Annotated in this window: 21 protein-coding genes and 1 pseudogene; 15 read left to right on the top strand and 7 right to left on the bottom strand. The window is 74.9% G+C overall.

Going from position 1 to position 17,839, the window contains the following annotated elements; genetic code table 11:
• From ACFOYX_RS35235 to ACFOYX_RS35215, 5 genes and pseudogenes are all read left to right on the top strand, one after another.
• Positions 1-304 (top strand): annotated as a pseudogene (locus ACFOYX_RS35235) (phosphoheptose isomerase); the annotation flags it as partial.
• Positions 301-1,812 carry a PfkB family carbohydrate kinase gene (locus ACFOYX_RS35230; protein WP_322443260.1) on the top strand — a complete coding sequence of 504 codons (1,512 nt, stop codon included), beginning with the start codon at positions 301-303 and terminating at the stop codon, positions 1,810-1,812. The pseudogene ACFOYX_RS35235 and the gene ACFOYX_RS35230, both read left to right, overlap by 4 nt.
• Positions 1,809-2,510: an SDR family oxidoreductase gene (locus tag ACFOYX_RS35225; RefSeq protein WP_322443261.1), complete on the top strand. Its 702-nt coding sequence runs from the start codon at positions 1,809-1,811 to the stop codon at positions 2,508-2,510. Before ACFOYX_RS35230 ends, ACFOYX_RS35225 begins: the two co-directional genes overlap by 4 nt.
• Positions 2,507-3,475 carry a glycosyltransferase family 9 protein gene (locus tag ACFOYX_RS35220; RefSeq protein ID WP_322443262.1) on the top strand — a complete coding sequence of 323 codons (969 nt, stop codon included), beginning with the start codon at positions 2,507-2,509 and terminating at the stop codon, positions 3,473-3,475. Before ACFOYX_RS35225 ends, ACFOYX_RS35220 begins: the two co-directional genes overlap by 4 nt.
• Entirely contained in the window at positions 3,459-4,442 is a 984-nt protein-coding gene (locus tag ACFOYX_RS35215) for a DNA topoisomerase IB (RefSeq protein WP_322443263.1), read from the top strand. The genes ACFOYX_RS35220 and ACFOYX_RS35215 overlap by 17 nt, the downstream gene beginning before the upstream one ends.
• Before the next feature lie 259 nt (positions 4,443-4,701).
• Here the strand turns inward: ACFOYX_RS35215 and ACFOYX_RS35210 are convergent, their stop codons facing one another.
• Both ACFOYX_RS35210 and ACFOYX_RS35205 read right to left on the bottom strand, forming a co-directional pair.
• On the bottom strand, positions 4,702-5,205 hold the full coding sequence (locus tag ACFOYX_RS35210) for a hypothetical protein (RefSeq protein ID WP_322443264.1): 504 nt from the start codon (positions 5,203-5,205) through the stop codon (positions 4,702-4,704).
• A 69-nt stretch (positions 5,206-5,274) separates the two neighbouring features.
• Complete coding sequence (locus ACFOYX_RS35205) at positions 5,275-6,906, bottom strand: RecQ family ATP-dependent DNA helicase (RefSeq protein ID WP_322443265.1); 1,632 nt, start codon at positions 6,904-6,906, stop codon at positions 5,275-5,277.
• Positions 6,907-7,056: 150 nt separating this feature from the next.
• Between ACFOYX_RS35205 and ACFOYX_RS35200 the strand changes: the two genes are divergently transcribed.
• Positions 7,057-7,896, top strand: a complete 840-nt coding sequence (locus ACFOYX_RS35200) for a methyltransferase domain-containing protein (RefSeq protein WP_322443266.1) — start codon at positions 7,057-7,059, stop codon at positions 7,894-7,896.
• 36 nt (positions 7,897-7,932) lie between these two features.
• The gene (locus ACFOYX_RS35195) at positions 7,933-8,571 is read left to right on the top strand and encodes a helix-turn-helix domain-containing protein (RefSeq protein WP_322443267.1); all 639 of its coding nucleotides are present in this window, start codon (positions 7,933-7,935) and stop codon (positions 8,569-8,571) included.
• A gap of 14 nt (positions 8,572-8,585) precedes the next feature.
• Here ACFOYX_RS35195 and ACFOYX_RS35190 read toward each other — a convergent pair whose 3' ends face one another.
• On the bottom strand, positions 8,586-9,536 hold the full coding sequence (locus ACFOYX_RS35190; protein ID WP_322443268.1) for a TIGR03557 family F420-dependent LLM class oxidoreductase: 951 nt from the start codon (positions 9,534-9,536) through the stop codon (positions 8,586-8,588).
• 97 nt (positions 9,537-9,633) lie between these two features.
• Positions 9,634-9,765 carry a hypothetical protein gene (locus ACFOYX_RS35185; protein WP_322443281.1) on the bottom strand — a complete coding sequence of 44 codons (132 nt, stop codon included), beginning with the start codon at positions 9,763-9,765 and terminating at the stop codon, positions 9,634-9,636.
• A 131-nt stretch (positions 9,766-9,896) separates the two neighbouring features.
• Here ACFOYX_RS35185 and ACFOYX_RS35180 point away from each other — a divergent pair, with 131 nt between their 5' ends.
• A complete protein-coding gene (locus ACFOYX_RS35180; protein ID WP_322443269.1) occupies positions 9,897-11,405 on the top strand; it encodes a glycoside hydrolase family 3 N-terminal domain-containing protein in 1,509 nt (502 codons plus the stop codon).
• A gap of 18 nt (positions 11,406-11,423) precedes the next feature.
• On the opposite strand, the gene ACFOYX_RS35175 is transcribed toward ACFOYX_RS35180, so the two are convergent.
• Entirely contained in the window at positions 11,424-11,711 is a 288-nt protein-coding gene (locus ACFOYX_RS35175; protein WP_238455176.1) for a GNAT family N-acetyltransferase, read from the bottom strand.
• Positions 11,708-12,934 (bottom strand): cysteine desulfurase-like protein, encoded by a 1,227-nt coding sequence (locus ACFOYX_RS35170; protein ID WP_322443270.1) that lies wholly within the window; start codon positions 12,932-12,934, stop codon positions 11,708-11,710. The genes ACFOYX_RS35175 and ACFOYX_RS35170 overlap by 4 nt, the downstream gene beginning before the upstream one ends.
• A gap of 73 nt (positions 12,935-13,007) precedes the next feature.
• On the opposite strand from ACFOYX_RS35170, the gene ACFOYX_RS35165 reads away from it, so the two are divergent.
• The 7 genes from ACFOYX_RS35165 to ACFOYX_RS35135 all read left to right on the top strand — a co-directional run bounded on the left by ACFOYX_RS35165 (position 13,008) and on the right by ACFOYX_RS35135 (position 17,480).
• Positions 13,008-13,373, top strand: a complete 366-nt coding sequence (locus ACFOYX_RS35165) for a hypothetical protein (protein ID WP_322443271.1) — start codon at positions 13,008-13,010, stop codon at positions 13,371-13,373.
• 60 nt (positions 13,374-13,433) lie between these two features.
• On the top strand, positions 13,434-14,255 hold the full coding sequence (locus ACFOYX_RS35160; RefSeq protein WP_322443272.1) for a DUF1206 domain-containing protein: 822 nt from the start codon (positions 13,434-13,436) through the stop codon (positions 14,253-14,255).
• 79 nt (positions 14,256-14,334) lie between these two features.
• Entirely contained in the window at positions 14,335-15,531 is a 1,197-nt protein-coding gene (locus ACFOYX_RS35155) for a mechanosensitive ion channel domain-containing protein (protein WP_322443273.1), read from the top strand.
• A gap of 343 nt (positions 15,532-15,874) precedes the next feature.
• On the top strand, positions 15,875-16,309 hold the full coding sequence (locus ACFOYX_RS35150) for a phage holin family protein (RefSeq protein ID WP_322443274.1): 435 nt from the start codon (positions 15,875-15,877) through the stop codon (positions 16,307-16,309).
• On the top strand, positions 16,306-16,713 hold the full coding sequence (locus ACFOYX_RS35145) for a DUF3618 domain-containing protein (protein WP_322443275.1): 408 nt from the start codon (positions 16,306-16,308) through the stop codon (positions 16,711-16,713). The genes ACFOYX_RS35150 and ACFOYX_RS35145 overlap by 4 nt, the downstream gene beginning before the upstream one ends.
• A complete protein-coding gene (locus ACFOYX_RS35140; protein ID WP_322443276.1) occupies positions 16,710-16,982 on the top strand; it encodes a DUF4235 domain-containing protein in 273 nt (90 codons plus the stop codon). Before ACFOYX_RS35145 ends, ACFOYX_RS35140 begins: the two co-directional genes overlap by 4 nt.
• Before the next feature lie 294 nt (positions 16,983-17,276).
• On the top strand, positions 17,277-17,480 hold the full coding sequence (locus tag ACFOYX_RS35135; RefSeq protein ID WP_007458127.1) for a cold-shock protein: 204 nt from the start codon (positions 17,277-17,279) through the stop codon (positions 17,478-17,480).
• 125 nt (positions 17,481-17,605) lie between these two features.
• Here the strand turns inward: ACFOYX_RS35135 and ACFOYX_RS35130 are convergent, their stop codons facing one another.
• A complete protein-coding gene (locus tag ACFOYX_RS35130) occupies positions 17,606-17,803 on the bottom strand; it encodes a hypothetical protein (RefSeq protein WP_109800080.1) in 198 nt (65 codons plus the stop codon).
• Between the last annotated feature and the right edge of the window lie 36 nt (positions 17,804-17,839).

Below are 17,839 nucleotides of genomic sequence, written 5' to 3'. Positions count from 1 at the left end.
CGCACGCGACACCGGCCTGCGCTGCTGGGCCTTCACCGGCCCCACCCCCAACCCCCTCGCCGACGTCTGCGAGGAGACCCTCGCCATCGACTCGCCGGAGAGCCAGGTGGTGCAGGAGCTGCACCTGGTCGCCACGCACGTGCTCTGCGAGTACGTCGAGCGCGTGCTGCCGGCGGCGCTCGCGGCCCGGGCGCAGCCGGTGTCGGCCGCACCCGCCCGACCCACCCCGGTGCGCACCGGCGTGGAGGTGGTGCTCGCTGACGAGGCCCCGGAGGCCGAGGCCCGAGGAGGAGGTCGAGCGTGACGGGACCCGTGGTGGTGATCGGTGACACCCTGCTGGACCGGGACGTCGAGGGAGTGGTGAACCGGCTCTGCCCGGACTCCCCGGTGCCGGTGCTCGACGAGACCACGTACGTCGACCGGCCCGGCGGCGCCGGCCTCGCCGCGGTCTTCGCCGCCGCCCAGGGCGCGGAGGTGGCGCTGGTCACCGCAATCGCCGACGACGCGGGCGGGGCCCGGCTCAGCACGCTGCTGGCCGGCGCGGGCGTGCAGCTGTACCCGCTCCCGCTGGCCGGGGCCACCCCGGAGAAGATCCGGTTGCGGGTCCGGGGCCGGGTGCTGCTGCGGCACGACCGGGGCGGGGCGTCCGGCGAGCCGGGCGAGCCGAGCGAGGCGGTGCTGCGGCTGATCGGCCGGGCGTCCGCGGTGCTGGTCAGCGACTACGGCCGGGGAGTGGCCGGGCAGCCGGCGCTGCGGGCCGCGCTCGCCGCCACCCGGGCGCCGGTGGTCTGGGACCCGCACCCGCGGGGGCCGGCCGCGGTGCCGGGGGTACGCCTGGTCACTCCGAACGAGCCCGAGGCGCGCGAGCTGGCGAAGGCGTCCCCGGGCGCGTCCCGGCTGGTGACCGCCTCCCGGGGCGCGCAGGCGCTACGCGACCGGTGGCGGGCCGGTGCGGTGGCGGTGACCCTCGGCGGCGACGGTGCGCTGCTCTGCCACGCGGGCAGCACCCCGCTGGTGGTGCCCGCGCCGGCGAGCGCCGAGGGGGACACCTGCGGGGCGGGGGACCGGTTCGCGGCCGCGGCGACCCTCGCCCTGGCCCGGGGCGCCCTGGTTTCCGAGGCGGTGCAGGCGGCGGTCGCCGAGGCGTCCGCGTACGTGGCGGCCGGGGGCGTGGCCGCCGCGTTGCCGGGACCGGTCCGCACCGGGCCCGACCGGCCACCGCTCGACGCGGGTCGGGCCGTGGCGGGCGGCGGCAGGGACCGGATCGGTCCGGCCGCGGCCGGCGCGGTGATCGCCGAGGTACGCGCGGCCGGCGGCACGGTGGTGGCCACCGGGGGCTGCTTCGACCTGCTCCACGCCGGGCACGTGGCCACCCTCGAGGCGGCCCGCCAGCTCGGTGACTGCCTGGTGGTCTGCCTCAACTCCGACCGCAGTGTCGCCGGCCTGAAGGGGCCCGACCGTCCGGTGGTGCCGCAGGGCGACCGCAGCCGGCTGCTCGCCGCGTTGAGCTGTGTCGACGCCGTGCTGATCTTCGACGAACCGACCCCGCACGCGGCCCTGTCCTGGCTCCGCCCGGACGTCTGGGTGAAGGGCGGCGACTACGCGACCGGCGGTGGCGAGGAGAGCCTGCCGGAGGCGGAGATCCTGCGGCGCTGGGGTGGGCAGACCGTGGTGGTGCCGTACCTGGACGGCCGGTCCACCACCGACATGATCGCCGCGGCCCGCGCCGGTCGCCGAGGGACACCCGGCGGGTCGACCGTGGCCCGGCCCGACGGGACGGCCGTCCGGTCGACGGCGGAGGGAGCACGATGAGTGGCAGTTCCCCCGGGGCGGGCCCCACCGTCCTGGTCACCGGCGGCGCCAGCGGTCTCGGCGCCGCCGTGGTCACCGCGGTCGCCCGGGCCGGCGGTCGGCCCCTGGTGCTGGACCGGCAGCGGCCCGGGGACGGGGTGCCCTGGGTCGAGTGCGACCTGGCCGACACCCGGGCCGCCGAGGCGGCGACCCGCGAGCTGGCCGAGCGCTCCGGCGGCTTGGACGCCGTGGTCACCGCGGCCGGCATGGACGTCCCGGGCAAGCTGGCCGACGTGCCCGGCGAAGCCTGGGAACGGATCGTGGCGGTGGACCTGCTCGCCACCGCGGCGGTGATCCGCGCCGCGCTGCCGTTCCTGGAGGCCTCCCGCGGCAGCATCGTCACCGTCGCCTCCACCCTCGGGGTGAAGGCGGTCAGCGACGCGACCGCGTACTGCGCCGCGAAGTTCGGGGTGGTGGGCTTCACCCGGGCCCTGGCGGCGGAACTCGCCGGGTCGGTCGGAGTCACCCTGCTGATCCCCGGCGGCATGCGCACGGCGTTCTTCGACGAGCGGGACGCGCAGTACCGGCCCGGCCCGGACGCCGCGCTCAACGAGCCGGCCGACACCGCCGCCGCGGTCATGTTCGCGCTCTCCCAACCGCCCGGATGCGCGGTACGGGAGATGGTGGTCTGCGCCGAGCAGGAGTCGTCGTACCCGTGATCCTGGTGCTCCGGGCGCTCGGGGTCGGCGACCTGGCGGCCGCCGTCCCGGCGCTGCGCGGGCTGCGGGCCGGATTCCCCGACCGGGAGCTGGTGCTGGCCGCCCCGGCCTGGCTGGCGCCGCTCGCCGACCTGGTCGGCGGGATCGACCGGGTGCTGCCCACCGACGGGCTGGGCCCACCGGCCCGGCCGGCGCCGCCGCCCGAGGCGGCGGTCAACCTGCACGGCCGGGGCCCGCAGTCGCACCGGCTGCTCGCCGCCGCCCGGCCGGGCCGGCTGCTCGCCTTCGCCAACGCCGAGGCCGGACACGCCGACGGTCCGGAGTGGGACGACGACGAGCACGAGGTCCGCCGGTGGTGCCGCCTGCTGCACTGGTACGGCCTGCCGGCGGACCCCGCCGACCTGGCGCTGCTGCCGCCGCCCGCGGCGGCGGTCCCGGCCGGCGCCACCGTGCTGCACCCGGGCTCGAAGATCCACGCCAAGCGCTGGCCGGCCGAGCGGTTCGCCGCGCTCGCCCGGGCGCTGGCCGACCGGGGTCACCGGGTGGTGCTGACCGGTTCGGCCGACGAGCGGGACGTGGCCCACCGGGTGGCCGGCGCCGCCGGGCTGACCCCGGAGGTGGTGCTCGCCGGGCGGACCGGGCTGGCCGAGCTGGCCGCCCTGGTGGCCGCCGCCCGGCTGGTGGTCAGCGGGGACACCGGGGTCGCGCACCTGGCCACCGGGTACGGCACCGCCTCGGTGGTGCTGTTCGGACCGGTCCCGCCGGCCCGCTGGGGGCCGCCGCCGGACCGCCCCCGGCACCGGGTGCTCGACGCGGGGGACCGGGCGCGGATCGACCGCGATTGGAGCCGGCCCGGCGGGGTAGGAACGCATCCGACGTTGGCGGCCATCTCGGTCGAGGAGGTGCTGGCCGCCGTGGACGAGGCGGAACGGGCGGTGCGGGTGTCCGGTGCGGTTGCGGCGTAGTGATCCGGGCCGGCCGGGGTACGGGCGCCGGCGGCGCGGCAAGGGCTGGCTCTTCCTCGACCCGGCCGGCGAGCCGGTCCGCGACCCCGACGAGCTGGCCCGGCTGCGCGAGCTGGTGGTCCCCCCGGCCTGGCAGGACGTCTGGATCTCGCCGTACCCGGACGGGCACATCCAGGCCACCGGCGTCGACGCGGCCGGGCGCAAGCAGTACCTCTACCACCCGATGTGGCGCCAGAAGCGGGACGAGGCGAAGTTCGACCACGTGCTGGAGGTGGCGCGCCGGCTGCCCGACCTGCGCGACCGGGTCGACCACGACCTGGCGTCGCGCGGGCTGCGGCGCGAGCGGGTGCTCGCCACCGTGGCCCGGCTGCTCGACATGGGCATGTTCCGGGTGGGCAGCGACCAGTACGCGACCGGCGACGACCCGACCTTCGGCGTGTCCACCCTGCGCCCCGAACACGCCCGGTCCCGGCGGGGGTGCGTGGTCTTCGAGTTCCCGGCCAAGGGCGGCATCGACCAGGTGCGCCGGATCGAGGACCCGGAGCTGTGCCGGGTGCTGACCAACCTGCGCCGGCGACGGCGGGCGGAGGAACGGCTCTTCGGCTACTGGGACGGCCGGAGCTGGCGCGACGTGCGCAGCGACGAGGTCAACGACTACCTCCGCGACGCCAGCGGCGGGGAGATGACCGCGAAGGACTTCCGTACCTGGCACGCGACGGTGCTGGCGGCGACGGAGCTGGCCACGGCCGGCCGGCAGCGTTCGGCGACCGCCCGGAAGCGGGCCGTCGCGGCGGTGATGCGTTCCGTCGCCGACCTGCTGGGCAACACCCCGACCGTGGCCCGTACGTCCTACGTGGACCCGCGCGTGGTGGACCTGTACCACGACGGGGTGGTGGCGCCGGTCGAGCCCGAGATGCCGCGCGGCGACGTGGAGAAGCTGGTGCTGGCGCTGCTGGAGGAGGCCTGACCGACCCCGTCGTCAGTCCTGGGGGGAAGTACGACGGGGCCGGAGTCGGCCGGTCCGGTGGCCCTGCCGGTGCGAGCGGGAGCCCTCGGCACCGGGCGGTCGCCCGCGACGGACCGTCGCGGGCGCCTCGCCCCGGCCCCCCGTTACCAGTGGGCCGTGCCGGTCTCCCGGCTGACGGCCCGCTATCAGTATTTCCGCCCGGGGTTGACGATGGACGCCGCGATGTTGACGATCCGTGCCGAGGTCGCGGCCCGTGCCGTCAGTCGTTGAGCACGCGGGAGAGCCGGTCCCGGAAGCGGCGCTCCGAGTCGCTGACCACGTCGCCGCCGAGGCCCAGCAGGCCGCCGCTGGGCGCCGCGGTCACCACCTGCTCGGCGATCTCCACCAGCCAGTGCTTGTACGCCCCGGCCTGACCCTCGTCCACCCGGGCGGCCAGCAGGGCCGCCGCCTGGCCGGCCCGGGCCAGCACGTCGTCGATCATCGCCTGCGGGTCGGTCGGCTCGATGACCGGCAGTTCCTCGCCGGCCTCCGGGTCGCCCACCCGGGCGACGATCTCGCCGGCGACCGCGGCCACCAGCGGGCTGGCCGACTCGCGCCCGGCGGCGATGCCCTCCAGCCCGGCCGCGTTCTCGGCCATGGTGCGCTTGGTGCCGTCCGACTCGGCCGCGCTCGCCGCGGTCAGCACCGACTGCGGCAGGCCGACCAGCAGCCCCCACTCCTCGTCGGAGAATCCGAACCCGGTGTACGCCGGCTGCTCGATCACGAGTAAGCCCCTCTCGCCCTGGTCATCGTCGTCAGTGGTGCCGGGCGCCATGCCGGCGCCCGGGTCAGGCTAGTGCAGCGTCAGCAGGCCCTGTTCGGACACCACGCGCACGGACAACGTCTTGTACCCCACTTCGTCGAAGAGCACCGTCATCCGGTCCTCCTCGTAGCTGAGCACCAGACCGGCGCCCCACTCCGGGTGCCGGACCTGGCTGTGCACCGGGAACGGCCCGCTCGCCCCGTCGTCGGCGACGCTGGTGCCGGCGTGGCAGTTGTCGCAGTGCCCGCAGACCTTGCTCATCTGCTCGCCGAAGTACGCCAGCAGCGCCTGCCCCCGGCACCCGGTGGTCTCGGCGAAGGCCCGCATCATGTCGGTACGCGACCGGGTGACCGTCTGCTGCCGTTCCGCCTCGGCCAGCGCAGCCGCCGCGGCGTCGACCGGCTTCGGGGCGTAACGCGGCGCGCCGAGCCGCTGCCGGGCACGCGGCTCCACGGCCCCGACCTGCTCCAGCAGGGAGAGGTACTGGCCGAGCTTGCGCGGGCCCAGGCCGGTCAGCTCGCGCAGCTCCTTCTTGGTCCGGGCCTGCTTGCGCAGCACCGCGGCGAGGTCCCGCAGCTCGATGGAGTCCGGCAGGCCGCCGCTGAAGTAGCGCTGCAGCCCGACGTCCTCGGCGCGCCAGAGCAGCAGCGCCCGGCCCGGCTCACCGTCCCGGCCGGCGCGGCCGATCTCCTGGAAGTAGCTGTCCGGGGAGTCGGGCAGCGCCATGTGCACCACCCAGGCGATGTTCGGCTTGTCGATGCCCATGCCGAAGGCGGACGTCGCCACCATGATCGGCACCTGGTCGGCGAGGAACGCCTCGTGCAGCTCGTTGCGGGCGGTGGTGGGCATCCCACCGTGGTAGTACTGCGCCGGGAACCCGGCGTCGGTGAGCCGCTGGGCCAGTTCCTCGGCCGCCCGCCGGGTGGGCACGTAGCTGATGCCCGGGCGCTTGTCGTCGCTGAGCAGCGCGACCAGCCGCCGCCAGCGGTAGTCGTCGGTGGGGCAGTGCGCCACCTCGAGGAAGAGGTTGGGCCGGTCCAGCCCGGAGACCACCACCTCGGGGTCGCGCAGCCGCAGCCGGGCGATGATGTCGTCGCGTACCGGCGGGGAGGCGGTGGCGGTGAGCGCGACCACCGGCGGTCGGCCGAGGCCGTCGATCAGGTGACCCAGCGCCAGGTAGTCGGGGCGGAAGTCGTGTCCCCAGGCCGAGATGCAGTGCGCCTCGTCGACCGCCACGAGCGCCGGGTTCAGCGACCGGACCTCGGCCATCCGGTCCGGGTCGCTGAGCGCCTCCGGGGTGATGAAGAGGAACTCGGCGCGCCCCTCCCGGACCTCGGCGATCGCCTCGGCCTGCTGGGCCGCGCTCTCGTCCGAGCTGATCCGGACGGCGCGCAGCTCGGGGCGCTGCCGCTCGTTGAGCGCCGCGATCTGGTCCTGCTGGAGGGCCAGCAGCGGGGAGACGACCACGGTGGGTCCGGGGATCAGGCTGGCCGGGATCTGGTAGATAGCCGACTTGCCGGCGCCGGTCGGCAGGACCACCAGGGCGTCGCGTCGCTTCATCACCGCGCGCATCGCGGCCAGTTGGTTGGGCCGGAGCGTGGTCCAGCCGAAGAGGCTCCGCGCCGCGCGGCGCAACGTCGTCGAGTGCGGGGTCAGCTTCATCGGTGGCCGGAGGTACCCGGGCGGGCAGCGGGCGAAACCGGACCGTGCCGGCGCGGCGGCCCGTCCGCCGTCCTCCGGGCGTTGACGGCGCGCCGCGGCTCGTTCATCATGAACATGCGTTCATGAACGAGCGATCATAAAGGGGGAAGCATGGAGACCGTCGTCAACACCGGACAGGCGGAGGCGTGGAACGGCTACGAGGGCCGGCACTGGGCCGAACACCAGGCCCGCTACGACGCGGTGAACAGCGGGTTCAACGACGCCGTGCTGGCCGCCGTCCGGCCCGGCGACCGGATCCTGGACATCGGCTGCGGCAACGGGCAGCTGACCCGGTTCGCCGCCCGCCGCTCCAGCGACGGGCACGCCGTCGGGGTCGACCTCTCCGCCCCCATGCTCGACCGCGCCCGGGAGTCCGCCGCTGCGGAGGGGGTGGCGAACGTCGAGTTCCTCCGCGCCGACGCGCAGGCGTACCCGTTTCCCGCCGCCGGCTTCGACGTGGCGCTGAGCCGCTTCGGCGTGATGTTCTTCGCCGACCCGGTCGCCGCGTTCGCCAACATCGGCCGCGCGCTGCGTCCCGGGGGCCGGCTCGCCTTCGTCAGCCTCGACGACTTCCGCCACGGTGACCTGGGTGCGGTGCTCGGCGCCCTCGCCGCCCACCTGCCGCCGCCGGGGACCGACGGCACCGGCGTCGCCGAGCCGCTCTCCCTGGCCGACCCGGCGGTTGTCCAGCGGGTGCTCACCGAGGCCGGCTTCGCCGGGGTCGACTGCGTCCGGGTGGAGGCGCAGGAGGTGTGGGGGCGGGACGCCGCCGACGCGGCCGGGTTCCTGGCCGGCTGGGGGCCGATCCGGCACCAGCTCGGCCGGGTCGACGCGGCCACGGCGGACCGGGCCTGCGCGGCCGTGCTGGAGGCGCTGCTGCCGTACCAGCAGCGCGACGCCGTACGCCTGCGCGGCACCGCCTGGCTGGTCACCGCCCACCGGCCGGACTGACGGCCCGCCCGGGCGCCGAGCCTAGGATGCGGGGTGATGTCACCGAGGAGAGCGGCCGCGCTGCGCGGCGGCGACCAGAGCCTGCGCGAGCACCTGATCGCTGCCGCCGTACGGCTCATCGCCCGACGAGGCTCGGCCGGGCTGACCGTCCGCGACATCGCCCGCGAGGCAGCGGTCGCCGACGGCGTGCTCTACAACCACTTCGCCGACAAGGAGGAGCTGCTGGCGCACGCCCTGCACGCGCACGTGCGGGCGGTGGAGGCCGCGCAGGAGGGGGAGCCCCCCCGACCGGGCGAGCGGACGGTCGAGGCGAACCTGCGGGCGTACCTGGACCGGGCCCTGGCGGTGCATGCGGCGATCCTGCCGGCGTTCGCCGGTCTGTCCACCCAGCCGAAGGTCCTCGCCCGCCTCGCCGAGCTGCCCAACCCGCTGGCGGGCGGGCACGGTCTCCGGTCCGAGCTGGCCGGGTACGTCCGTGGCGAGCAGGGGCTGGGCCGGGTGGCCCCGGCGGCGAGTCCCGAGGCGGTGGCCACGCTCGTCGTCGGGGTCTGCCACGACCTGGTCCTCGGCCACCTTCTCGACCCCATGTCAGCGCCGCCCGAGCCCTCGCCCGGGCTGGTCGCCGAGCTGGTCGCCACGCTTCTGCACGGCATCGCCCGGCCCGCCGACGGCTGACCGGGGGAGCCGGGTCACCGCAGCCGGGGCAGCACCTCGCGCTGGTAGAGGTCGAACAGGCCCTGCCAGTGCGGGCCGGTGTTGGCCACGTAGACCTCGTCGAAGCCGGCCTTGGCGTACTTGTCGATCATTTCCAGGTGGGCGTCGGCGCTGTTGCCGCAGACGAACGAGTCCTTCATCATCTCCGGCTTCACCAGCTGGGCGGCCTGCTGGAAGTGACGCGGCGAGGGGAGCACCTGGGACAGCTCGCCCGGCACCCCGGCGTTCGGCCACCGCTCGTACGCGATTCGCGCGCCGGCATCCTCGCTGTCGGCGTACGCCGCCTTGAAGCCGGCCTGGCACGGCTTGTCGCCGCCACCGTTGTCCCGGAACCGGCGGACCAGGTCCGCGTCGGGCATGGTGCTGATGTAGCCGTCGCCGATCCGGGCCGCCAGGTCGATGGCCTTGGGGCCGAAGCCGGAGACGTAGACCGGCGGTGGCGTGTCCGGCAGCGTGTAGATCCGGGCGTGCTCGACGGTGTAGTGCCTGCCGCGGTGGTTGACGAACCGGCCCCGCCACAGCTCCCGCATCACCCCGACCGCTTCCTCCAGCATCTCCAGCCGGACGTCGGTTTGCGGCCAGGCGTCGCCGAAGATGTGCTCGTTGAGGGCCTCACCGGTGCCGACGCCGAGCACGAACCGGCCGTCGTGCATGACCGCGCTGGTCGCCGCCGCCTGGGCGACCACGGCCGGGTGGATCCGGACGGTCGGGCAGGTGACCGCCGTGGTGACGGGCAGCGCGCAGACCTGGCTGAGCGCGCCGATGGTCGACCAGACGAAGGAGCTCTGGCCCTGCGCGTCCACCCAGGGGTGGTAGTGGTCGGAGATCCACAGGCCCTCGAAGCCCGCCCGCTCGGCGCCGCGCGCCTGCTCCAGCAGCTCCGCCGGGGTGTACTCCTCGCTGGACAGAAAGTAGCCGATCCTCATCGCTTCCCCTCGCTGTTCGCGGTGCCGGGCGTACCGGATGGGTCAACGAGTGCCGTACCCGGAGTGGGTGTCGGCCGAACCGGCGGAGCCGGGTGGGTCAGCGGCGGAACATCGCCCGGATCGCGAGCAGCAGGAACACGCCGCCGACCACCAGGCCGAGCAGCCGTACGCCGGGGACGTCCGCGGCGCTGGTGGCGTCGGCGAGCAGCGCGGGGTGCATGGGTCGCACTCTCCCACTCCGTGCCGGGAACCGCCAGGCGGTAACAGTAAGGTTTATTGACTATTTCTGAGCCCGGTGTGACCATGGCAGCACCCGCCGGGGCGGCGGGGACGGTGGGGAAGACGGGGGTACGACAGCGCATGAGCGAGCGGACCGTGGGGGCGACCGGAGACCTGGCGGGCCTTGCCGCCGCCGTCCTGCAACCCGGATTCGTGGGCACCACCCCGCCACCGTGGGTGTGCCGGTGGCTCGGCGAGGGCCTCGGCTCGGTGGTCCTCTTCGCTCGCAACATCGTCGACCCCGGGCAGCTCGCCACGCTCACCGCGGCGCTGCGCGCCGAGCGTCCGGACGTCATCGTGGCCATCGACGAGGAGGCCGGCGACGTCACCCGGATCGAGTCCGCCCGGGGCAGCTCCCGGCCCGGCAACTTCGCCCTCGGCGCGGTCGACGACCCGGCGCTGACCGAGGAGGTGGCCCGCGACCTCGGCGCCGAGCTGGCCGCCCTCGGGATCACCCTCAACTACGCCCCGGACGCCGACGTCAACTCCAACCCGGCGAACCCGGTCATCGGCGTCCGCTCATTCGGCGCCGCCGCCGACCTGGTCGCCCGGCACACCGCCGCCTGGGTCCGCGGGCTCCAGGCCGGCGGCGTGGCGGCCTGCGCCAAACACTTCCCGGGGCACGGCGACACCCGGGTCGACTCGCACCACGACCTGCCCCGCATCGGCGGGGACCGGGCCCACCTCGAGGCCGTCGAGCTGGCGCCGTTCCGGGCCGCCGTGGCCGCCGGGGTGCAGGCGGTGATGACCGGGCACCTGCTGGTGCCCGCGCTCGACCCGGAGCTGCCGGCCACCCTCAGCCCGCGCATCCTCGGCGGGCTGCTCCGCGAGGAGCTGGGATTCCACGGCGCGGTGGTCACCGACGCGGTGGAGATGCGGGCCGTGGCCGACCGGTACGGCTTCGCCGGCGCCGCGGTACGCGCGCTCGCCGCCGGCGCGGACGCGATCTGCGTGGGCGGGGAGCGGGCCACCGAGGCGGACGCCCGGGAGCTGCGCGACGCCATCGTCGCCGCGGTGCAGGCCGGGGAGCTGCCGGAGGAACGGCTCGCCGAGGCGGCCAAGCGGGTCGGTCAGCTCGCCGCCTGGACGGTCGCCGCCCGCGCCGCCCGCCCGGCCGGCACCCCGGCCGCCGACGGCTCGGCCGTCGGCCTGGCCGCCGCGCGCCGGGCGCTCCGCGTGATCACCGGGGCCGCCGGCGCCGACGCGCTGCCGCTGCGCCGCCCGGCGCACGTGGTGGAGTTCGCCCCGCCGCACAACAGGGCCATCGGCGAGGAGACCCCCTGGGGGATCGGCACGCCCCTGACCGACCTGGTCCCCGACACCACCGTCGCCCGGTACGCCGAGGGCGAGGCGCCCGCCGACCCGACCGCCGGCGCGGCCGGCCGCCCCGTCGTGCTGGTCGTGCGGGACCTGCACCGGCACGACTGGATGCGGGCCGCGGTGAGCCGCGCGCTGGCCGCCCGCCCGGACGCCGTCGTCGTGGAGCTCGGCGTCCCGGAGCTGGTCACCGGTGCCGTCCACGTCGCCACCCACGGCGCCACCCGGGCCGCCGCCCGCGCCGCCGTCGAACTCCTCACCGGCGCCCGCTGAGCCGCCGGCGCGGCCCGGTCAGGACTCGGCGACCACCAGGTCGGCGTACTCCGGGTGGCGCTCGATGAAGGCCGCCACGAAGGGGCACTTCGCCACCAGCCGCCCGCCGCGCTCGCGGATCTGGTCCAGGGTGCCCCGGATCAGGGCCGACCCCACCCCCATGTTCTGGAACCGCTCGTCCACCTCGGTGTGGGTGAAGACCAGCAGCTCGCCGCGCGGGATGTACGCGGTGAACCCGGCCAGCGCGTCATCGACCAGGATCTCGAACCGGTGCTTGGCGGGGTTCTCCTCGACCAGGAAGCTCACCGGGCCATTCTCTCCCCGTCGGCGACGATCCTGTCCAGTTCGGCGAGCAACCGGTCCACCTCGTCCACCGTGTTGTAGTGGTACACGCTGGCCCGGACCGCCCCGCCGCCGTCGCGCAGCCCCATCGTGCGGAAGTACTCGTAGGCGTAGTAGTCGCCGGAGGAGAGGCAGCAGCCGGCCGCGCCCAGCGCCGCCGCCGTGTCGGCCGGCGTCAGCCCGGCGACGCGGAAGGACACCGTCGGGCAGCGCCGGGCCGGGGAGCCGTAGATCGTCACCGCCGGCCGTGCGGTCAGCCCGGACAGCAGCCGGTCGAAGACCGCCTCCTCGTGAGCCTGGGCGGCGGCCAGGCCGGCGCGGACCCGTTCCCGCCGGCTGCCGGTGGCGTCCGGGTCGAGCGTGGCCAGGTGGTCCACCGCGGCGGCCACCCCGGCCAGCATCGGGAAGCTCGGGGTGCCGTACTCGAACCGGTCCGGGACCGCGTCGGAGGAGGGGAGCAGCTTCGTCGGTCGCAGCTGCGCCCATCGGGCCGGGTCGGCGACCATCGCGGCCAGGTGCGGCCCGGACCACTTGTACGCGCTGGTCACCAGGAAGTCCGCGCCCAGCGAGGCGAGATCGGTCGGGCCGTGCGGCACCGCGTGCACCCCGTCGACGCAGACCAGCGCGCCGACCGCGTGCGCGGTCTTCGCGATCGCGGCGACGTCCGGCGCGGTGCCGATCGCGTTGCTGCCGGCGGTCACGGCGACCACCCGGGTCCGCTCGCCGACCAGGTCGGCGTACTGGCCGGCGGGCAGCTCACCGGTCGCCGGGTCGAACTCCGCCCAGCGCACGGTGGCGCCGGCCGCCTCGGCCGCCTGCACCCAGGGCCGCACGTTCGCGTCGTGGTCCAGCCGGGAGACCACCACCTCGTCGCCCGGCCGCCAGGCCGCGCCGAGCGTCCGGGCCAGGGTGTACGTCAGCGCCGTGGCGCTCGGCCCGAGCACCACGCCCTCCGGCCGCGCGCCGAGCAGGTCCGCCACCGCGGACCGGGCGGCCGCGACCAGGTCCAGCGACCGCCGGCCGGGCACGAAGGCGCTGCTGCGGTTGCCGGTCGCCGCGCCCATGGCGGCGGTGACCGCCTCGATCACGGGCCGGGCGGTCTGGGTGCCGCCGGCACCGTCGAAGTGGGCGAAGCCCTCGGTCAGGGCGGGGTACGCGGCCCGGGTGCGGGCGATGTCGAACGGCATGCCGGGACCCTAACGCGCCCGCGGAATGATCTCCGACGGTGGCGGTGTCGCCGGCATCTCGTACCCTTGGCCGGTGACGAACCCACGTGCCTTCCCCTCGCAGACCCCCACCCGCCGCGCCACCGGCCTGCTGGCCGGCCTGGCGCTCGGCGTCGCGCTGCTGGCCGGCTGCAGCTCGGAGGGCGCCTCCACCGACTGCGGGCTGGACGCCTGCACGGTCACCTTCGACCGTGGCGTGGACGCGAGCGCCACCATTCTCGGCGTCGAGGCCAAGCTGATCGGCGCCCAGGGTGACCAGGTCACTGTCGAGGTCGCCGGGGAGCAGCTCTCGCTCACCGTCGGCCAGCAGGCCACCGAGGCCGGCGGCTTCGCGGTCAGCCTGGACAGCGTCACCGACCAGCAGGTCAAGATCCGCGTAGCGCGCAATCCCAACAGCTGAGCTGGCCAGGGCGGCGTTGGCCGACGTTTGGAAATCTTCCCATCCGGAGATTGAGGCGCCATGTCACTCACCCGGAACGCCGGAGCCGCCGCCGCCCAGGCCGCGAACAGCAGGTGGCTTGAACTGTTGACCCGGGCCGGATTCATCGGCTACGGGATCGTGCATCTTCTCTTCGCCTGGCTCGCGCTGCAGATCGCGTTCGGCAAGTCGGGTGAGGAGGGCAACCAGAACGGCGCGCTGCGCACCCTGGGTGCCCAACCCCTCGGGAAGTTCCTGCTGATCACGATCGCGGTCGGCCTGGTCGCCATGGCGATCTGGCAGGCCCTGGAGGCGGCGTTCGGGCACCGCACGCTGCGGGACAAGGACCGGCTCTTCGAGCGGATCGCCTCCGTCGTCCGCACCGTGGTCTTCCTCTGGCTCGCCTGGACCGCCGTCAAGGTCTTCCAGGACGCCAGCTCCAGCAGCGCCGACAAGCAGCAGGCCCTGTCCGAGAAGCTGATGACGTCCACCGGCGGTCGCTGGCTGGTCGGGCTCGCCGGTCTGGTCATCGCCGCCGTCGGCATCGGGATGGTCGCCTACGGGCTGAAGAAGAAGTTCGAGCGGAACCTCAAGATCGGCGAGATGAGCCCGAAGACCCACACCCTGGCCCGTCGCCTCGGCATGGCCGGGTACGCGGCACGCGGCGCCGTCTTCGCCGTCGCCGGACTCCTGGTCGTGGTCGCCGCCGTCAACTACGACCCGGAAAAGGCGCGCGGCCTGGACGCCGCCCTGCGGACCCTGCGTGACCAGCCGTGGGGTCAGGGGATCCTCACGCTGATGGGGCTCGGCATCGCCGCCTTCGGCGTCTACTGCTTCCTCCAGTCCCGGTACCGGAAGGTCTGACCTGGTCGATCCCGCGACCGCCGGGCAGCATTGGGCCCTTGCCCGATGCGTCACCGCCCGGCTGGAGGGAGAAACGCCTGTGCAGGGCTACCTCGAAACGATCGTCGCCGCGCTCGGAGCGGCGGCGATCGCTTTGTTGCTGGTCGAGGTGGTGCACCGGGTGACCCGCCGGCTCGGCCGGCGTTCGCTGCTGATGACCGAGCTCACCGAGCACTCGCACCGCCCGTTCCAGGTGACCGCCGTCGTGCTCGCCGTGCAGCTAGCCGTCCGGTTCAGCACCGGGTACGCGGTCGGCACCCCATGGCGCCAGCTCGTGCTGCACGTGCTCGCGCTGTGCCTGATCGCCGCCGCGTCCTGGCTGGTCGCCTCGCTGCTGGTGGTGATGGAGGACACCGCGCTGGCCCGGTTCCGGGTGGACGTGCCGAACAACCGGCACGCCCGCCGGGTGCGGACCCAGGTGGTGCTGCTGCGCCGGCTCACCATCGCCGTGATCGTCATCCTCGCCGTCGGCGTGATGCTGATGACCTTCCCCGCCGTACGCGGCATCGGCGCCGGCGTGCTGACCAGCGCCGGTGTGGTCGGTGTGGTCGCCGCGCTCGCCGCGCAGAGCCTGCTCGGCAACGTCTTCGCCGGCCTCCAGCTCGCCTTCAGCGACGCGGTACGCCTCGACGACGTGGTGGTGGTCGAGGGGGAGTGGGGCCGGATCGAGGAGCTGACCCTCAGCTACGTGGTGGTGCAGATCTGGGACGACCGCCGGTTGATCCTGCCCACCTCGTACTTCACCAGCACGCCGTTCCAGAACTGGACCCGGACCGAGGCGGCGGTCCTCGGCACCGCCGAGTTCGACGTCGACTGGTCCATCCCGGTGCAGGCGATGCGGGAGGAGCTGCGCCGGCTGGCCGAGTCCAGCGAGCTGTGGGACGGCCGGGTCTGCGTACTCCAGGTCACCGACGCGACCGGCGGCATGATCAAGGTCCGGGCGCTGGTCAGCGCCGCGGACGCCGGAAGCCTCTGGGACCTGCGCTGCCTGGTCCGCGAGCACCTGGTGGCCTGGGTGCGCGACCACCGGCCGACCGCGCTGCCCCGGATGCGCGCCGAGGTCGGCGACGCCTCCGGCGCCCTGCCGTGGCAGGTGGTCCAGCCGCGCCGGCCGGTCCGCCGGCTCCCCGACACCGACGTCCCGGACGACGCCCGGGTCTTCGGCGGCAGCGACGACGGCGAGGCCCGCAGCGAGGTCTTCGTGGGCCGCGAGGAACCCGCCGACACCCGCCGCTGACCACCGCGCCGTCCCCCCGGAGCCCCCGGCCGCCCCCCGCGGCGCCGGGGGCTCCGCGCTCTTCGGGGCGCCGGCCGCCCGACGTGACCTCGCCGCCCGCCGGCCCGTTGCACCTGCCGGGAGGCGTCCTGCCGCCGCGGCGGACCCGCCAGGGTCGCTCGTTGCGGGGACATCTGGCCCCCGGTGGGTTTGTTCCGTCGGGTTCGGGGGACCTGCTGCGCACGCCCCCGCTCCGGCCCGCGCCCAGCGGGCCGGACGGTGGGCGGCGGGACCGGCGCTCCGGGCAGGATTGGCGGGCCGCGAATCCGGGCATACAGCGCGGTGATGAGGAAAGGAGGACAGCATGGCTGACGTCGCGAGTCGCAGCACGTCCCGGACCGGGAGCGAGCCGTCCACCGCGGAACTGGTGCAGCGGGCCACCGAGCAGGTCTCCCGGCTGGTGCGGGACGAGCTGGCGCTGGCCCGGGCGGAGCTGACCCAGAAGGGCAAGCACGCCGGGATCGGGATCGGCCTCTTCGGCGGTGGCGGGGTGATGGCCCTCTACGGCACGGGCGCCCTGGTCGCCGCGGTGATCCTGCTGCTGGCGCTGGTGATGCCCGGGTGGCTCGCCGCCCTGATCGTGGCGGTGGCGCTCTTCCTGCTCGCCGGGGTGCTCGCCCTGGTCGGCAAGAAGCAGGTCAGCCGTGCCGTCCCGCCGGTGCCGCAGGCGACGGTCCGCAGCGTCCGGGCGGACCTGGACACCGTCACCGCCGCGGTGAAGGACGGGAGGCGGGCATGACGGGCAACGGGACCGGTGACACGGAGGCGCTCCGCGAGGAGATCCGGCGTACCCGGGTGGAACTGGGTGAGACGGTGGAGCTGTTGGCCGCCAAGGCCGACGTCAAGGCCCGGCTGAAGGACTCCGCCGACCAGGCCAAGCAGCGGATGCGCGAGCAGGCAGCGTCGACCCTGGCCCGGGTGCGTGGGCAGGCGGCGCAGAAGGCCGGCGTGGCGCGCGGGCAGGCCGCGGAGAAGGCTGGCGTGGTGCGCGGGCAGGCCACGGAGAAGGCCCGGGTGGCGCGGACGCAGGCGTCCGAGAAGGGTGAGGCGGTCCGGCGCAACCCGGTGCCGTGGGCGGCCGTGGCGGCCGGCGCCGTGGCGACCGTGGTGGTGCTGCTGATCCTCCGGGGGAGGCGCAGGTGAGCAAGGGAATGGGCAGGGCGGCGTACAAGCCCGTCGGGGTGCTGCTCGGGCTGGCCGCCGGTACGGTCGCGGGGGTGATCTTCCGGCAGGTCTGGAAGGTGACCGCGGGCGACGGCGAGGCGCCCAGCGCCACCGACGAGGACCGCCGCTGGGGCGAGATCCTGGCCGCCGCGGCGTTGCAGGGAGCGATCTTCGCGGTCGTCCGGGCCGCTGTGGACCGGGGCGGCGCGGTCGGGGTACGCCGGCTGACCGGCCGCTGGCCCGACTGATCCGCGCAGGTGTCGGCCCCTTCCCCTCCGGCCATCGACGGGGAAGGGGCCTTTCGCATGGTCCCGCCGGCCCGCCCAGTTGATCTGACGCATCCGTCAGGTCACATGTCGGAAAATATCGGCCGCGAGGCTGTGCAGAGTTTTTGCGTACGTGGTTTGCTGTTCCCCGCTGTTGAGAGACGGCGTGGGTTGAGAGAAGTCTCCTTCACCGGGGGCCGCCTCAGGCGCCGCTGCTCGAAAACGGCCAATCGGCCGCACGGCGTGCTCGGCCGCCAGTTTTAGAAGGAGATACACATGGCGCAGGGAACCGTGAAGTGGTTCAACGCAGACAAGGGCTTCGGCTTCATCACCGTCGACGGCGGGGGTGCTGACGTGTTCGTCCACTTCTCGGCCATCCAGACCAGCGGCTACCGGTCGCTGGAGGAGAACCAGCGGGTGGAGTTCGAGATCGCCCAGGGTCAGAAGGGTCCGCAGGCCGAGCAGGTCCGCCCCCTCTGAGCAGTGCCGGCCGGCAGCCGCCGGCCAGTGCGATCCGGCCCCCCGGATCGATGTGAAGCCCCGCAGCCCGCGCAGGGATGCGGGGCTTTCCGCGTTCCGGGGACGGTCCGGGTGGGACGCGCGGGTCAGGACCGGTGGCGGCGAGCCCGCACCCCGTACCAGAGTCCGGCCAGTCCGATGAGGACGAGCACCGGCCCGACCACCGCCCAGATTCGCTGGTCGGTCATCACGCTGCCGCCGATGTAGCCGAGGCCCTGCACGGTCCAGACCGCGCCGACGACCACCGCCAGCAGCCCGAGCGTGAGTGTCAGCCAGCCCCTCATCGAATCCCCTTCCGGCGTACGGCGCCGGTCCAAGCA

Origin of the sequence: Micromonospora sp. GCM10011541 (genome assembly GCF_042650725.1) — a bacterium.
In the GTDB taxonomy this organism is placed as follows: Bacteria; Actinomycetota; Actinomycetes; order Mycobacteriales; family Micromonosporaceae; genus Micromonospora; species Micromonospora sicca.
The sequence above is the reverse complement of the archived record's forward strand: the minus strand, read 5'-3'. Positions and strand labels throughout refer to the sequence as shown.

What these genes read in the sequence shown, in the direction of transcription:
- ACFOYX_RS35225 (WP_322443261.1), top strand. Translation starts at nt 1,809, where the DNA reads ATGAGTGGCAGTTCCCCCGGGGCGGGCCCCACCGTCCTGGTCACCGGC.
- ACFOYX_RS35205 (WP_322443265.1), bottom strand. Translation starts at nt 6,906, where the DNA reads ATGAAGCTGACCCCGCACTCGACGACGTTGCGCCGCGCGGCGCGGAGC.
- ACFOYX_RS35200 (WP_322443266.1), top strand. Translation starts at nt 7,057, where the DNA reads ATGGAGACCGTCGTCAACACCGGACAGGCGGAGGCGTGGAACGGCTAC.
- ACFOYX_RS35195 (WP_322443267.1), top strand. Translation starts at nt 7,933, where the DNA reads ATGTCACCGAGGAGAGCGGCCGCGCTGCGCGGCGGCGACCAGAGCCTG.
- ACFOYX_RS35190 (WP_322443268.1), bottom strand. Translation starts at nt 9,536, where the DNA reads ATGAGGATCGGCTACTTTCTGTCCAGCGAGGAGTACACCCCGGCGGAG.
- ACFOYX_RS35180 (WP_322443269.1), top strand. Translation starts at nt 9,897, where the DNA reads ATGAGCGAGCGGACCGTGGGGGCGACCGGAGACCTGGCGGGCCTTGCC.
- ACFOYX_RS35170 (WP_322443270.1), bottom strand. Translation starts at nt 12,934, where the DNA reads ATGCCGTTCGACATCGCCCGCACCCGGGCCGCGTACCCCGCCCTGACC.
- ACFOYX_RS35160 (WP_322443272.1), top strand. Translation starts at nt 13,434, where the DNA reads ATGTCACTCACCCGGAACGCCGGAGCCGCCGCCGCCCAGGCCGCGAAC.
- ACFOYX_RS35150 (WP_322443274.1), top strand. Translation starts at nt 15,875, where the DNA reads ATGGCTGACGTCGCGAGTCGCAGCACGTCCCGGACCGGGAGCGAGCCG.
- ACFOYX_RS35145 (WP_322443275.1), top strand. Translation starts at nt 16,306, where the DNA reads ATGACGGGCAACGGGACCGGTGACACGGAGGCGCTCCGCGAGGAGATC.
- ACFOYX_RS35135 (WP_007458127.1), top strand. Translation starts at nt 17,277, where the DNA reads ATGGCGCAGGGAACCGTGAAGTGGTTCAACGCAGACAAGGGCTTCGGC.
- ACFOYX_RS35130 (WP_109800080.1), bottom strand. Translation starts at nt 17,803, where the DNA reads ATGAGGGGCTGGCTGACACTCACGCTCGGGCTGCTGGCGGTGGTCGTC.